This is a genomic window from Schlesneria sphaerica (assembly GCF_044336245.1).
In the GTDB taxonomy this organism is placed as follows: domain Bacteria; phylum Planctomycetota; class Planctomycetia; order Planctomycetales; family Planctomycetaceae; genus Schlesneria; species Schlesneria sphaerica.
Map to the genome: position 1 here is coordinate 3,884,638 of NZ_CP172346.1, position 14,667 is coordinate 3,899,304.

Annotated in this window: 10 protein-coding genes; 8 read left to right on the forward strand and 2 right to left on the reverse strand. The window is 57.9% G+C overall.

Annotation, left to right across the window (positions count from 1 at the left end; genetic code table 11):
* The first annotated feature begins 259 nt into the window (after nucleotides 1-259).
* Together ACGY09_RS14085 and ACGY09_RS14090 are read left to right on the forward strand one after the other, a co-directional pair.
* Nucleotides 260-1,150, forward strand: coding sequence for a DUF6677 family protein (locus tag ACGY09_RS14085; protein ID WP_397568223.1), 891 nt, complete (start codon nucleotides 260-262; stop codon nucleotides 1,148-1,150).
* A 12-nt stretch (nucleotides 1,151-1,162) separates the two neighbouring features.
* Nucleotides 1,163-1,372, forward strand: coding sequence for a hypothetical protein (locus ACGY09_RS14090; RefSeq protein ID WP_373649603.1), 210 nt, complete (start codon nucleotides 1,163-1,165; stop codon nucleotides 1,370-1,372).
* A gap of 419 nt (nucleotides 1,373-1,791) precedes the next feature.
* On the opposite strand, the gene rpsT is transcribed toward ACGY09_RS14090, so the two are convergent.
* A complete protein-coding gene (gene rpsT / locus ACGY09_RS14095) occupies nucleotides 1,792-2,085 on the reverse strand; it encodes a 30S ribosomal protein S20 (protein ID WP_375314943.1) in 294 nt (97 codons plus the stop codon).
* A gap of 662 nt (nucleotides 2,086-2,747) precedes the next feature.
* Between rpsT and ACGY09_RS14100 the strand changes: the two genes are divergently transcribed.
* From ACGY09_RS14100 to eboE, 4 genes are all read left to right on the forward strand, one after another.
* On the forward strand, nucleotides 2,748-4,031 hold the full coding sequence (locus ACGY09_RS14100) for an MFS transporter (protein WP_397568224.1): 1,284 nt from the start codon (nucleotides 2,748-2,750) through the stop codon (nucleotides 4,029-4,031).
* Between the two features lie 678 nt (nucleotides 4,032-4,709).
* Entirely contained in the window at nucleotides 4,710-5,276 is a 567-nt protein-coding gene (locus ACGY09_RS14105) for a ubiquinol-cytochrome c reductase iron-sulfur subunit (RefSeq protein WP_373649600.1), read from the forward strand.
* 2 nt (nucleotides 5,277-5,278) lie between these two features.
* On the forward strand, nucleotides 5,279-7,126 hold the full coding sequence (locus ACGY09_RS14110; protein ID WP_397568225.1) for a cytochrome b N-terminal domain-containing protein: 1,848 nt from the start codon (nucleotides 5,279-5,281) through the stop codon (nucleotides 7,124-7,126).
* Nucleotides 7,127-7,236: 110 nt separating this feature from the next.
* Nucleotides 7,237-8,400 (forward strand): metabolite traffic protein EboE, encoded by a 1,164-nt coding sequence (gene eboE / locus ACGY09_RS14115; protein ID WP_397568226.1) that lies wholly within the window; start codon nucleotides 7,237-7,239, stop codon nucleotides 8,398-8,400.
* Nucleotides 8,401-8,591: 191 nt separating this feature from the next.
* Here the strand turns inward: eboE and ACGY09_RS14120 are convergent, their stop codons facing one another.
* Nucleotides 8,592-11,330, reverse strand: coding sequence for a M16 family metallopeptidase (locus tag ACGY09_RS14120; protein WP_397568227.1), 2,739 nt, complete (start codon nucleotides 11,328-11,330; stop codon nucleotides 8,592-8,594).
* 224 nt (nucleotides 11,331-11,554) lie between these two features.
* On the opposite strand from ACGY09_RS14120, the gene ACGY09_RS14125 reads away from it, so the two are divergent.
* Nucleotides 11,555-13,147, forward strand: a complete 1,593-nt coding sequence (locus tag ACGY09_RS14125) for a sensor histidine kinase (protein ID WP_397568228.1) — start codon at nucleotides 11,555-11,557, stop codon at nucleotides 13,145-13,147.
* A gap of 323 nt (nucleotides 13,148-13,470) precedes the next feature.
* Nucleotides 13,471-14,538: a tRNA preQ1(34) S-adenosylmethionine ribosyltransferase-isomerase QueA gene (gene queA, locus ACGY09_RS14130; RefSeq protein ID WP_397568229.1), complete on the forward strand. Its 1,068-nt coding sequence runs from the start codon at nucleotides 13,471-13,473 to the stop codon at nucleotides 14,536-14,538.
* The last annotated feature ends 129 nt before the right edge of the window (nucleotides 14,539-14,667 follow it).

A 14,667-nucleotide genomic window follows, 5' to 3' on the forward strand; every position in this document is an offset into this window, starting at 1 on the left:
ATGGGGAAGAGGAGCCGAAGAGGTAATTTGCGATGACGGGCCAATGTCGCAGCGGGGCAGGGACCCTCCCCTGAGACCGGGAAGATTTGCGCTGGGCGGTCTGTTAGACTTCTCTAGTCTGTGAAGTCAGTGCTGTGCTACAATCGTACTCCCTTTGCGGGGCCGCAGAGGATCAGGATTTCCCTCCTGGCCCTCCTCGAGATTCCTTCTTGTGCCGTGTCGTGCGGTGTATCCACTGATTCGCCTCGAAAGTCACCGCATGTCGACTGTATCTCAAGACGAACGTCGCAAACCCTGGGAAGAACATAATGTCTTCGCGTCGCTCGTTCTGGCGGTTCTGATCCCGGGATTGGGACATCTCTACCAGGGTCGGACGATCAAGGGTCTGATTTATCTCTTCGGAATCCTGGGCCTGTTCCTGTGGGGCGTTGTGCTGGGCGAGGGAATCGTCGTCTACAACCTTCCGGAACGGGGTGCCACACGTCAGATCACGCTGCACTATGCTGCTCAGTTGGGAGCAGGGGCCGTCTCGTATCCGGCTTTGTGGCAGACAAGACGAATGGCCAAGGACAACCATGCGGTCCGCCAGTTGGAACGCCCCCTCTCCGCGAAATTCTCGGGTCACCTGATCAACATGACCAGCGAAAAAGTGGAAGGTCATCTGATCGGCACCGTGAAGCTGGAACCGACCAAAGGGGAGTATGGGGCGGAAACGGCGGGCGTCTTCACCGGAACCCTGGAGGGTAAACCGATTGAACTTCCGCTCGAAGGGAGCTTCTACCTGGATCCCCCGATTGCGGCTGGTTTTCGCAGAACGCTGAAATGCAACGTCGCTGCCGCGACAGAAGACGGATCGAGTCCCGGTACGATGATCACCGGTTTTATTCCACGCTCGCTCGTGAACTCCTACGGCGTCCCTCCCGACCCGGACCAGTTACAGGAAGTGACGGGACGGCTGGGCAAGCAGCACGAACTGGCTCTGGTCTTCACCTGGATTGCAGGTCTCTTGAACATACTGGCCATCTGGGATTGCGTTCAGGGACCCGCTTATGGCTTTGGTGACGAAACCTGGACGAAGAACGAACCGGAAAAGGACCCCGCCAGTCCACCAGCTCCTGTTCCCGCCACCAATCCCACGCCCACCGCTTGAGTAAACTGTTCAATGACACTGACCACACTACTTTTGGCTCAATCGACCAACGTGACCTGGTACCTGGTTCCGCTGGCGATGGTGATCAGCCTGGTCTACAGCACAAGCCGGTTCGAGTTGCCGGATCGCATCCTGCGTCGTGCAACGTGGCTCTTCCTGCAGATCCTGGGGTTCATGGGAGCGGTCTTTGTCCTGCTCTGGATCCTGTCCTACAAGCTCTGAATCACCTCGCACGAACCGCTCGGTTCAGCGCAAGGGAAGCCCGGATGACCCATCATCGCAGGGACCGGGCTGAAAGCGGCCGCAAGAGATATTCCACAGGTGCGGGCCAACCACCATCCGCCCCGCTCTCAACACTACGAGCGAGTGCGAAAGTCGATTGCGGTGTTCAATTCACCCTTCGCTCGAGCGGACGGGAAACCCGGCTCAAGACTGGTAATGCAGGGGACTTCCCGCGACGTGTCCGGGATGCCGGTTGCGACTGCGACGCAGGATCCGGGCCCGCTTTGTTGCTGAGCGACAGCGACCATCTAGTCGGGTGACATCAAAAGCCAAAAACCAGCTCTCACGAATGAGGCTGGTTTCGGTATTTTCAGTCACTGACACCACAGGCCGCCATTACATGGCTGCCGGGATCAAAACTAGTTGGATGCAGGAGCAGACAACTTGTTGATCAAGCGGGTCAGACGTGACTTATCGCGTGAGGCCTTGTTTGGATGGATCAGGTGCTTCGCAGCCGATTGATCCAGCTTCTTGATCGCGAGCTTCAGCACAGCCTGTGCGTCTTCGACTTTGACAGCGCCGGTTGTAACCGCAGCAGCGGCGGTGCGAACCTTCTTGACCGACGTTCGCAGAGCGGAACGGTCATTTCGGTTCTTCAACCGACGGGTTTGCATTTTTCGAAGAGCGCGTCTGGCACTGTCTGTATTCGGCATTGAATCGTAACCACAAGGTTGGACTGACTGTAGCGTTCACCAGAAACCCCTTCCGCGCGCCACGACCCGCGAAGGGAGAGAGAGCATAAACGAAGCACGAGGAAGTTTCCAGTCTGTTTTGCGGCGTAATTTTCTACGGAATCCGCAAAGTCCGACCATTGCTTTTCAGTTTCTCTGCAATGCCCGGTTTCTGGCGTGTTCGACCCTTTACTCGTTCAACGATCACCATCGTCATTTTATCGGCCAACTCTTTCGCGATTGCCACACGAAATCGACGCCGGTTGTCGAAGGGTCGACCGTCGTCACAACTTGCTCACGAGACAATTCGGAAGTCTCACGATGGCGGCACAGGCTCCCCGTCCCTCGTCACCGGGATGCCAGGTTGCGTTGCAACTCCTCTCGTCCAGGCATGATACACTCGTCGCTTCGGCACGCGCGGACGATGGCCGTCCGTTCCTCGGAGACGTGCCGACCTGAGTCCGGCTGAATTTTTTGCAGGAATCAACGTGATACAATTCCGCGGCACACGGTTTGTCGCGAATGCGTCTCGCAGCTTCGTTCCTGCCTCCGTCATGTTTCCCACTGGGGACTGAAGGGGATCTGTTATTGTTCGAGCGACTCCATTCCAGAACGTTCGCGAACTTCAGAGGGAATTTCGTCAGATGGCTGCTGAGTCGCTCGGTCGAGCGTTGGTCCACCGCAATTACCGCCTCTTCCTGCTCGGTCAGGGAATCTCGCTGATCGGGACGTGGATGCAGCAGGTGGCTTTGTCGTGGATGCTTTATCGACTGACGGATTCGCCCGCGCTCCTGGGGATGATCAGCTTTACCACCCAGATTCCGAGCCTCATTCTGTCGCCGCTCGCCGGTGTCGCGGCCGATCGCTGGAATCGTCATCGCGCGTTGCTCGTGACACAGGTGCTGGCGATGGTTCAGGCGACTCTGGTCGTCATCGTGGTTTATTCCGGGGGAGATCTCGTCTGGAAACTGGTCGGCCTGGGTTTCCTGCTGGGCGTGATCAATGCCTTTGACATGCCGTTGCGGCAATCGTTTCTGGTCGAAATGGTTCCCGACCGACAGCATCTCTCCAACGCGATCGCCTTGAATTCGTCAATCGTCAACGGGGCCCGTCTGGTCGGGCCGTCGCTGGCCGGACTGATCATCGCCGCCTGGGGAGAATCTGTCTGCTTTCTGCTGAATGCCGTCAGCTACGTCGCGGTCCTGGGGGCGCTGCTGGCGATGCGTGACTTGCCGATACGCCAGCACGTTCATCATGGTTCGGCTCTGGAGAGGTTGCAGGTCGGCATGTCCTATGCCTTCCGGTTTGCCCCGTTGCGCGTGCTGCTGATGCTGCTGGCGGTCGTCAGTTTCATGGCCATGTCGACCAGCGTGCTGATTCCGGTTTTCGCCCGAGATATCCTGCAGGGGGGAGCACGAACGCAAGGATTTCTCATGGGCGCTAACGGGATTGGTGCCCTGGCAGCCGCACTTTACCTGGCGTCACGAAAGTCGGTGCTCGGACTGGGACGTGCCATCCTGCTGGCCACGGTCTGTTACGGTGTCAGCCAGATCGCATTCTCGTTTTCGGATCGGCTGCCACTGTCGCTTCCCATCATGGCGCTCTCTGGCTTTTGCATGATGCTGCAGATGGCCTCGACGAACACGCTGATTCAAACCATCACGGAAGAAGACAAGCGAGGCCGGGTGATGAGCCTGTACGCGATGGCCTTCACGGGTGTCGCTCCGCTGGGAAGCCTGTTCGGAGGAGCCATGGCCGCTCAAATCGGTGCCCCCGCCACGGTCCGGTTGTGTGGAACATGCTGTATTGCGGCCGGCATCGCCTTCGGACTGCAGATTCCTCGCATGAGAAAGCTGGTTCGCCCTATTTACGAAGCGGCAGGAATCCTGCCGAAACCCGTCTCTGCCATCACCCCCATCGAAAGTTGACCGGAAAGGTACCGGGGCCGACACGCGCTAGGCTCCGTCACGACGGCGGGTCTGGGGAAGGGACTCACCTTCCGCCGTACGTTTTCTTCTGCAGGTCTTCCCCAAAAATCCGCTCGAGCGAACGAATACCCGGCGATTCCGTTTCTGGGACAAGCACTATTCGCTTGTTCAGATCCGATTTCAGACCAGACGCTGCAACCTGCTGCACTACAGGGACCGACGGGGACAACGGAACTGCGTCCCATTTGAGGGCCGCGTCCCGTCGGCAACACATAAATCGTGTCAATTATGTGACGACGCCGTGATCATTGCCCTGCCATTGCTCGCAAAATGACAGGACGACACCACACGAGCACAATTCAACATCGATCGATACGAGTGAGTGACGTATTCAGCAGCGTTTGTGTGTGGGAGCCCCCGGGGTGGCCCCTCCCTGCTTCGGAAAGTACAGATTTACACGAGATTGGTTGGTTTGCCTAAATGCTGCCGGTTATTATGCTAAGAAAGCGATCGAGGTCGTGTTTAATCCTGCGTTTTCCACCCACCGGGTGGTGCTGAAGCGTGTTTGACTCGATCGCCATGACTATCCCGCCTGGAATACCGCATCGACCAACCTGCCCAGATTTCGCCTCGCTTGCGAACCATCCTCATACGACTTCCTACCCGGAGAACCCGCTTGTGGAACCTTCTTCGTCTTTGCCGCCCGATCAGCCCACAGCTCGAAGAAACTTTCTGGCAGTCGCCGGCTCGCTCGTCGCGGGGGCCATTGTCAGTCTGACACCGCTCATGGCGGGGCTGGCCTTCTTCCTCGACCCGGTTCTCCGCAAGAAAGAGACGTTCAAAGGGGGAGACGCGGACGGCTTCCTGCCGGTCACCACTCTGAGCGAACTTCCTGACGACGGAACTCCGCTGCGGTTCGCTCTGCTGGCAGATAAAGTCGATGCCTGGAATCAGTTCAAGAATCAATCGATCGGCACGGTCTACCTGCGGAAGTTCGAAGGCAATCAGGTCATTGCTTTTAACGACACCTGTCCGCACCTGGGATGTAAGGTGGATTACCAGGAAGCGAGCCAGACGTTTCTGTGTCCTTGTCACGCCAGCGCCTTCAAACTCGATGGCGAGCGGATGAACCATATTCCTCCTCGAAATCTGGACACCCTGGAAGTCAAAACGGATTCGAACGGAAAAGTCTGGGTCAAGTACCAGGACTTTCAGTGCGGTGTTGAGAAGAAGGGGGCCGTCTAATTATGAATTCTCTACTCGACTGGCTGGACGTTCGCACGGGTTACAAAGCTCTTGTTCACGAAGCGTTGAACGAACCGATTCCGGGCGGAGCGAAATGGAAGTACGTCTGGGGCAGCACCCTGACCTTCGTCTTCGCGGTCCAGGTAATCACCGGTTTCTTCCTGTGGAGCGCTTACAGCCCCAGCACCCTGACCGCCTGGGAAAGTGTTTACTACATTCAGCATGTCATGAGCTTCGGCTGGCTGGTCCGCGGCATCCACCACTTCGCCGCACAGGCCATGATGGTACTGCTCGGTCTGCACTTTATGCAGGTCGTCATTGCAGGGGCCTACCGGGCTCCGCGCGAAGTCAACTTCTGGCTGGGACTGGTCCTGCTGCAGATTGTGCTGGGTCTTTCGCTGACCGGATACCTGCTGCCATGGGACCAGAAGGGCTATTACGCCACGAAGGTGGCCACCAACATCGTCGGCGTGACCCCCGTCATCGGCCCTCAACTGCAGCAGATCGCTCAGGGGGGAACGACGTACGGCCATCACACACTGACCCGCTTCTTCGCTCTGCACGCAGGTGTCCTGCCCGCATTGCTGGTCGGATTCCTTGCTCTGCACATCTACGTTTTCCGCCGACATGGCATCACAGTTTCCGAAGCCGATCAGAAAAAGCCGATTGGCAAGTTCTGGCCTGATCAGGTTCTGATGGACGCCGTGGCCTGTCTGGGAGTGCTGGCGACGATCCTCTTCTTCACCGTCTGGAAGGGTGCAGAATTGACGGGGCCTGCGGACGCTTCCGAAGCCTATTCGGCGGCCCGTCCCGAATGGTACTTCCTGTTCCTGTTCCGGTTCCTGAAGTTTGAAGAAGTCGACAAACTCGGACTGGTCTTCGGGGCACTCTACGTCCCTGGAGCGATCATGGGCGTCATCGCTTTGATGCCCTTCATCGGTAAATGGAAACTGGGCCACCGATTCAACATCGCCTTCACCTTCGCACTTCTTGCCGGAGCGGCGTTCCTGACCGCCATCGCACTGAAGGAAGACAGCGCTGACAAGAACTATCAGGCAGCCGTCCACATGGCCGAATTCGAGGGCCATCGCGCGGTCGAGCTGGCCCGGGAATTCGGGATTCCTTCGACGGGAGCCCTGAGTCTCCTGAAGGACGATGCCCTGATCCAGGGACCGAAGCTGTTCGCTCGCCACTGTGCCAGTTGCCATCGCTACAACGGACACAATGGGCTCGACCAGGTTCCGATGCGCGAAGTCGAAGAGAACGGTGAAAAGAAGCAGGTCGAGGAACTGGCCACCGCGGCAGACCTGGGTGAGTTCGGTTCACGCAACTGGATCACGAAGGTCCTCACCGACTACCACACCACATTTGCCCCGTTGAAGAACTCGGGTGAACGGGGGGAACGATTCCTCCAGGGCGAAATGGCCGAATGGGTCAAGGAAAATGCGGAGACACTGAAGAAACCCGAAAACGCCGACTCCCTGAAGAGTCTGGTCGAATTTCTGGTTGCCGAAGGGGGCCGGGAAGAACTGCAGCCATTCGACCCCGCGCTGGTCGAAGCCGGAAAGGCAATCTTCAAGTCGGGTCAACTCGCGAACGGTTCGTTCACCTCGAACTGTGCGGACTGTCACACGCTCGCCTCCGTCGGTGAAGGGGCCGGTCCCGGATATCCGACTCTGACCGGCTACGCCGGCAAGGTCTGGCTCACCGAGTTCATCAAGAACCCTGCCCATGACGGGTTCTACGGTTCCGAGCGAAACCTGATGCCCGGCTTTGAAGGGAAGATCAGCGACAAGGAACTGAAGTTGCTTGTTGACTGGATGGTAGGAGATTACTTTCGTAAGAAGTAAAGCCCCTTGAATTCAACACCACGTGGCGGGTCATCGCCCGCCACGCTGTTGAATCGTACTCCTGAGGAAGCAGGGACGGGCCGGCTGGCACTTCCCCTGATCTCACTACGATGACAATCAGTACGCTGCCACTGAGCTATTGCACCAACGTCCATCCCGGTCGGACCGTTGCGGAAGTCGAAGATGGACTCGACCAGTTCACTCTGCCCATCCGGCAGAACTATGGCTCGGACCTCGCGGCAGGTCTCTGGCTGGCCGCGAGCGTCATCCGCGAGCTGAATGCATCGCCGGACGAAGCGAAGAAGTTCGCCGAACGGCTGCATCTGCGGGGCCTCAGTTGCTACACGCTCAATGCCTTTCCGTATGGCGATTTTCACTCTGCCCGAGTCAAGGAAAACGTCTACCTGCCTGACTGGACGCAACCGGATCGACTGGAGTACACGGTTGGTTGTGCCCGACTGCTGGCCGCACTTCTGCCCCGGGGGGTCGAGGGGAGCATCTCGACAGTTCCGCTCGGATTCAAACCGTTCGAGCACCCGGCCGACTTCGCAGACCGTTGTGCCGACCAGCTCATCGAACTTGCACACAGTCTGAACCGGGTCTGGAGCGAAACCGGCGGCATGATTCGCCTGGCCATCGAACCAGAACCGTTCTGCGTCCTCGAAACGACCAGTGAGACGATTGAGTTTTTTGGCCGGCTCCGCAGCCGTGCTGCGGACTCCGGAGCACTCGAAGTCGTCGAAAAACACCTGGGTGTCTGCTACGACGTCTGCCATCAGGCCGTCGAATTTGAAGACATCGCCGCGTCCATCCGCGCGCTGACCGCTGCGGGGATTCGAATCAATAAACTGCACATCACGTGTGCTGTCGAAGTGCTCAACCCAGCCAGCAACCCCGAGGCGCTCGTCGCTCTTTCGCGGTATGTCGAGCCCCGTTATCTCCATCAGACGTTCGCCCGAACCGCCAGCGGATCGATCGCCAAATACGTCGATCTGGATGAGCAGATGACGCAGCAGCCAAGTCCGGAATTTCGAGACGCGGAGATGTGGCGAGTCCACTTTCACGTCCCCGTCGACGCGGAACAACTCGGTCCCCTGGGAACGACCCGTAATGAACTGAAGACGGCCCTGTCGATCATCCCGGAACTCGACTACGCCCCGCATCTGGAGGTGGAAACCTACACCTGGGAAGTTCTGCCGGACGGGGGCAAGCCGAATCTGATCGAAGGATTCTCGCGAGAACTGCTGGCCACCAAGGCGTTACTTGAGTCCTGACCTGTTGCGACAGAGTTCGGTTGAGTCAGAGCATCCACGTCGAACATCAGGCACTGCGAACAAGCGTCGAATAGCTCGTGCGACGACCGGATTAAAGCGATCACCCCTGCTTCCAACAACTCGCGGTCGAGGAAAGCAGGGGCGAGGAAACTTCTCTGTCGATCGAAGTTCTGTCCCGGGCTGGTCCCGGACTACTTCTGTTTGCTCTCTTGAGCGGGCTTCTCGGGGAAGTCGCCAGCGATGGCGTTGACGAGCTGTTCGGGATTCACATGCCGACGAAGTGCTGCCACGACCGCATCGGCGGTGAGTTGGCTGACGCGGGATTCCAGCTTGGCCTGGTACTCCAAAGTTCTTCCGACGAACAGCGCATTGGCCAGGATCGACGCCAGTTTGCCGTCTTCACCCCGGTCAGCTTCCTGACCCTTGATCCAGCCCTGCTGCGATTCCGCGAGCTCTTCTTCTTTGAGCCCCTCTTTCAGCAGAATTTCAACCTCTTCTTTGGCGAGTGCCACCACCTTCTCGACATTCTCCGGATTGCAGATGGCGTAGATCGAGAACGTCGAACGGGGGTCGAGCGAGTTCGAGCGGAATGATGAACCCACGCCGTACGAAAGACCTTCCTTCTCACGGATGCGGCCCATCAGACGTGATGCGAAGCCGCTGCCACCGAGGATCTCGTTGCCGACCACCAGAGCAGGATAGTCGGGATGATCATCCCGCAATGCCAGCAGCAGGCCTGCAAAGTACATCGCATTGGCCTTGTCCGGAGTTTCAATGCGAATCGTTTCTGGCTTGGGAGGATTCTCGGCAGACCGGCTGATTCGCTCGTAGGGGCTCTTCGCCTTCCAGTCTTTCAACGCTTTCTGCAGGGCGGCAACTGTCTCAGCCTCGTCAAAATCACCGACGATCGCCAGTTCACCCGCCTGGGCCGACAGAAAGTCTTCGTAAAGTTTCTTCAGGCTGGCCAGTTCCAATCCCTGAATCTGTTTCAGTTCGTCTGACAGATTAGGCTGATACCGCACGTCACCGACCGGATAGGGATTCAGCTTCTGCGAGACCACCCGGGGGGCCAGCGCCTGCGGCTGCGTCATCTGTTCTTCCAGCTCTGCAGCACGGCGCTGCTTCAGAATGTCCAGTTCTTCCTGGGGAAAAGCGGGCTCACGCAGAATCTGTCGCAAGACATCAATTACTTCGCTCAGATGTTCGCGTTTCGACTGAATGACGAAGGCCGCCTCGCCGGGTCCACCCGACGCATGCAGCGTGCTCTGCAATTCGTCCAGCTTGTCAGCCAGTTGCTCACTGTTCAGGTGGCGTGTCGCCCGGGCCATCAGACTCGGCAGAACGTCGCAGACGGGGGCTTTCCCGAACAACGACTTTGCCGAACCGTATCGAAGTCGTAACTGCAGCGAGACGATCCCCCCGCGATTCTTTTTCGACAGCAGGGCCACTTTCACCCCTTCGATCTGCGACCGCTTCACGCGGGCTTCGATCGCGGCGGGAGAAGGATCAAATGCCTCGCCGGTCGAGAAATCGGATCGGCCCTTGTAGTTTTCGACCAGTTTGCTGACGTCGGGCACAGCCGCAATCGGAGTCCGCTGTGGCTGCTGGCTGGGGATATACATCCCCACTGTCCGGTTGTTCGGCACCAGGTACTTCCGAGCGACTCGATTCACATCGTCGACGGTGACATCCTCAAGCCGATCCCGGTTAAGGAAGAACAGTCGCCAGTCACCGGCGGCAGCCGACTCCGCCAGTTCAATGAGTAATTTCGGTGTCTCTGCGGCGAGCTGGTCGAGATACTTGCGGAACTGCCGTTTCGCCCGGACCAGTTCGACTTCCGTGATTCCATCTTTCACGACTTCATTGATCGCCTCGAGCATGTCTTCGGCGACGCTGTCAGGTTCGTTCCCCTGAGCCACTTCGGCCGAAATGAAGATCGCACCGGGATCGTGCAGGGCATAGGCCATCCCCTGAACCTTGGCCGCACGGCGACGTTCGACAAGAGCCTTGTAGAGACGACCTGTTTTATCAGCGGTAAGGATCGCCTCCAGCAGTGCGACTGCGGGGAACTCGGCATCGGCGGCAGCAGGAATGTGATAGGCAACCCCCACGACAGCAACATTCCCCACACGCCTCAGCGTGACGAGGCGTTCTCCATCCTGAGCCGGTTCTTCAGTATAGGTGGCACGAATCGGTTCCGCAGGACGCTCGATGGGACCGAAGTGCTTCTGCACGAGTTCCAGCGTTTTGGCTTCGTCCAGGCGACCACCGATAAACAGGATGACGTTATCCGGGCGATAGTATTTCTTATAGAAGGCTCGGAGATTATCGACGGGAACCCGCTCGATATCTGCCCGATTACCGATCGTCGATTTACCGTAGTTGTGCCACTCAAAGGCAGACGCGAAGACGCGTTGTTCCAGAATCGACTTGGGGCTGTTTTCCCCCATCTCGAACTCATTCCGCACCACGGTCATTTCGCTGGTCAGATCCGCCGCGTTGATCGGGCAATTGATCAGTCGATCGGCTTCATATTCGATCGCCCATTCGAGATTGTCGTCACCCGCAGGAAGTGTCTCGTAGTAGTTCGTCCGATCGAACCACGTCGTTCCATTGTAGTCGGCGCCGCGCGACTGCAGATCCTGATCCGGTCGCGGGTGCTTGCTGGTCGGCTTGAACAGCATGTGCTCCAGCAGGTGAGCCATCCCCGCTTCGCCGTATCCTTCGTGCCGTGAACCGACAAGGACCGTCATGTTGACGGTGATCTTTTCATTGGACGGCTCGGGAAAGATGACCACTCGCAGGCCGTTGTCGAGCTGATATTCTGTCAACCCTTCGACCGAGCCGATCTTGCGAGGCTCAGCAGCCGCGACCAGATTCATCCCCAGACAGCAGAGGGCCAGACCAGCCACGAACCGTCGAATTAGCATTACCTGCACTCCTGCTTTGCAGCAAATCTACATCCGTTGAAAAAGAGGGACCGACACAGGCTACCCGCCAGAACGGGATTCCTCCAGAGAATCAGGGGGAATACTGTGTGTCCGATATTGAGACATTCACAGAATCAAGCTAACTTCACTGATCGCTTGAGAGGAGGGGTTCCGCACCGCCTATGGCCGGTCTTGAGCTGTTGGGTTGCTGACAAGGAAGTCGAGTGTTTCTGACGCGCTCTATTCGACGCAAACTGGTGATCGTGCTATCGCTCGTATTCGCCATGCTTCTCTTCCTGTCCGTGGCAGGTCTGTCGGCACTGTATGCGTACTGGAGTCTCGTTGACGACTTGCAGTTTTCCCGCGAAAAAGAACCGCAACAGACGGCTTTGGCGGCCGCACTGCAAGGCCTCGCCGAACCGCTGATCATTCGCCTGCCCGAGCGAGTCAATCCGCTTCAGATCCCGATGCGGCCTGGAGTCTATACCGTTGTCGAAACTTTCAACGGTCCCCTGTGGGAGGAACGACGGCATAAGGCTCGTGAGGAATACAAAGAGTTCTATCGACGCTGTTCGGATCTTTCCAAGTCGGATGCCCGCATCCGGAACTTTTTCACTCAGCCCACGCTTTACCAGATCAATGACAAGTTGATCTACCTCGAAAAGAACAGCCAGTCCGTGGACAACCCGGATTCGCGTCTCCACCAGCAACTGCTGTTGACGGTGATGGATCTTCAGTCACTGGCACTCCAGATCCCCGACCTGGAAAGCGGCATTGAAAAAACCATTCAAGCCTCTCAGAACGAGCTTACCTGGCGTTTCTGGCTGATCGGCTGCCCGACGGCGATCGTCGTCGCGTTGTTCTTCAGCCTGATCTACTTCTGCTATCGCTGGATTCTGATTCCGATCAGGAAACTGCACGAGGCCGCTTCCCGCGTTGCCAATGGCGATTATTCCTATCGCCTGAAGCTGCGCGGCAAGGACGAAATGGTCGAACTGGCCGAAATGTTTAACAAGATGACGGATCGCTTCCAAACGGATAAGGACAAACTGGCTCTGGAAGTGGAACAGCGCAGTCGCCAGATCCTGCGGAACGAGCGTCTGGCCGGGATCGGCTTCTTCGCCTCGGGAATCTCGCACGAAATTAACAACCCGCTACAGGCGATCGGAGCGGCGGCAGAATCGTTGACGGATCGCATCCGGGATGGCTCCCTGGGAGGCCAGATGCCCCCCGAGGATCGTGAATTACTCTCGACCTATCTCGGGATGATCGAACGGGAATCGACGCGCTGTCAGCAGATCACGTCACGCGTCCTCGATTTCGCCCGCGGCACCAATGGACCGAAATCACGGCAGGACCTGACCAAAATCGTCAATGAAGTTCTGGACATGGTGTCGCACATGAGCAAGTTCGACAACTACGTCATCAACTTCGATCGCGGCAAGTCGCACCTGCTGGATATCAATCCCGCCGAAATGAAACAGGTCGTACTGAACCTGATTGCCAACGGCCTCGAAGCCATGGAAGGTTCGGGAACGATGACAATTGAAATTGTCGAACTGGTCGATGAGGTAGTACTGTCCATCGCCGATCAGGGATGCGGAATGACCGCCGAGATGATCGCGAACCTTTACGAACCCTTCTTCACCGAAAAGTCGAATGGAAAAGGGACCGGTCTGGGCCTTTCGATCACGCATCGCATCGTCAGGGACCATGGGGGACGCATCGAAGCCACCAGCGAAGGACGAGGGCTGGGAAGCACGTTCCGTGTCCATCTGCCCCGCTGTGCCAAGGGGGCCCAGATCTCTGCGGCGTGATCTCTGCTGTGTGCAACAAGCTGCTGACCCGGCAGTCGGACTGAAGCTCAGCGAAATCGAAACGCCGGAACTGGCCTGTCCGATTGTCTGTGCCGATGAACCGCCTCGTCGATCGCGGCTCAATCTGGTCAGAACCCTCCTGCAATCAATCTCCAGCCGTCTGGCTTCTTCCGACCAAAGCACCTAATCTTGGTGCGAAGGCCTGCATCACGATGAGTGCCTCTCGAAGAGAGAAACTCGTCTGTGGCACGCCAGGTGGCACAGACAACACTGAGATGCCGTCCCCTGATCGACTTCTCCTCGTTCCCGAAGAAAACAGTCTGATGTCTCGCGAAGATCAACTTTCCTCATACGACTATCCTTTGCCCGAGGAATTGATCGCGAAAGTCCCGCTGGAATCGCGCGATGCATCTCGCTTGATGGTGCTTGACCGTCGTCAAGGTTCGATTGATCATCGAACGATCCGGGACCTGCCCGAACTGCTGAAGACAGGCGATGCTCTGGTACTGAACAATACCCGCGTCCTTCCGGCCCGACTGTTCGGCCTGCGGACGGCGACAGGGGGAAAGTGGGAAGGCCTCTATCTGGGCTCAACGGCCAACGGGCTGTGGCGACTGATTGGTCAGACACGCGGCTACCTGAGAACAGGTGAGACAGTCACGATCACCAATCCCGTGGGCGAAAAGCTGCTGCTGAAGCTGATCGAGAAAGAAGCGGACGGCGTCTGCCAGTTCGAAGCGTCAACAGGCTGTGCCATCGAATCGCTGCCACGTTTCGGCACTGTTCCACTCCCCCCCTATATGGATCGCAAGGTCGCCACCGAGGCAGACTGGGAACGTTACCAGACGACGTTTGCTCAGCATCCCGGTTCTGTCGCCGCACCCACGGCCGGACTTCACTTCACCCCGGAACTCCTGGATCGCTGTCAGCAAAAGGGGATTCGCCGTGCAGAAGTCACACTGCACGTCGGTATCGGAACATTCCGTCCGGTCTCGGTCGAAAACCTGGCAGAACATCGGATGCACTCGGAATGGTGCGAACTCCCTGCAAGTACGGCAGAGCGACTCACCAGCGTCCGGGCCGAAGGGGGTCGCGTCGTGGCTGTGGGGACGACCAGCCTGCGGACACTCGAATCGGCCTGCCATGCGCGAGGACCAGAGCATCCTCCCGCGTTTCACGAATGGCGAGGAGAAACGAATCTGTTTATTCGCCCTCCCTACACGTTCTTCTCGACCGACGTGCTGCTGACGAACTTCCACTTACCCAAATCGACCCTGCTGATGCTGATCGCTGCCTTCGGCGGGTTCGATTTCGTCATGGAAGCTTACCGGGTCGCGATTGCGGAGAGATACCGCTTCTTCAGTTATGGCGACGCGATGTTGATCCTCTGAGTTTCTCTTCTCCGTCCCGATGCGGTACGGATTGACCGAACCCCGCCGCTCCTCCCCCTGCGCCCCGACCTTCCCGTGCGGTGCGTCCGCTGACTCGTTCACGTTGTCACGCAGCGCGTGAATCGTCGC

Coding starts and splice junctions, on each gene's coding strand:
- ACGY09_RS14100 (WP_397568224.1), top strand. CDS start 2,748: ATGGCTGCTGAGTCGCTCGGTCGAGCGTTGGTCCACCGCAATTACCGC.
- ACGY09_RS14110 (WP_397568225.1), top strand. CDS start 5,279: ATGAATTCTCTACTCGACTGGCTGGACGTTCGCACGGGTTACAAAGCT.
- eboE (WP_397568226.1), top strand. CDS start 7,237: ATGACAATCAGTACGCTGCCACTGAGCTATTGCACCAACGTCCATCCC.
- rpsT (WP_375314943.1), bottom strand. CDS start 2,085: ATGCCGAATACAGACAGTGCCAGACGCGCTCTTCGAAAAATGCAAACC.
- ACGY09_RS14090 (WP_373649603.1), top strand. CDS start 1,163: ATGACACTGACCACACTACTTTTGGCTCAATCGACCAACGTGACCTGG.
- queA (WP_397568229.1), top strand. CDS start 13,471: ATGTCTCGCGAAGATCAACTTTCCTCATACGACTATCCTTTGCCCGAG.
- ACGY09_RS14085 (WP_397568223.1), top strand. CDS start 260: ATGTCGACTGTATCTCAAGACGAACGTCGCAAACCCTGGGAAGAACAT.
- ACGY09_RS14120 (WP_397568227.1), bottom strand. CDS start 11,330: ATGCTAATTCGACGGTTCGTGGCTGGTCTGGCCCTCTGCTGTCTGGGG.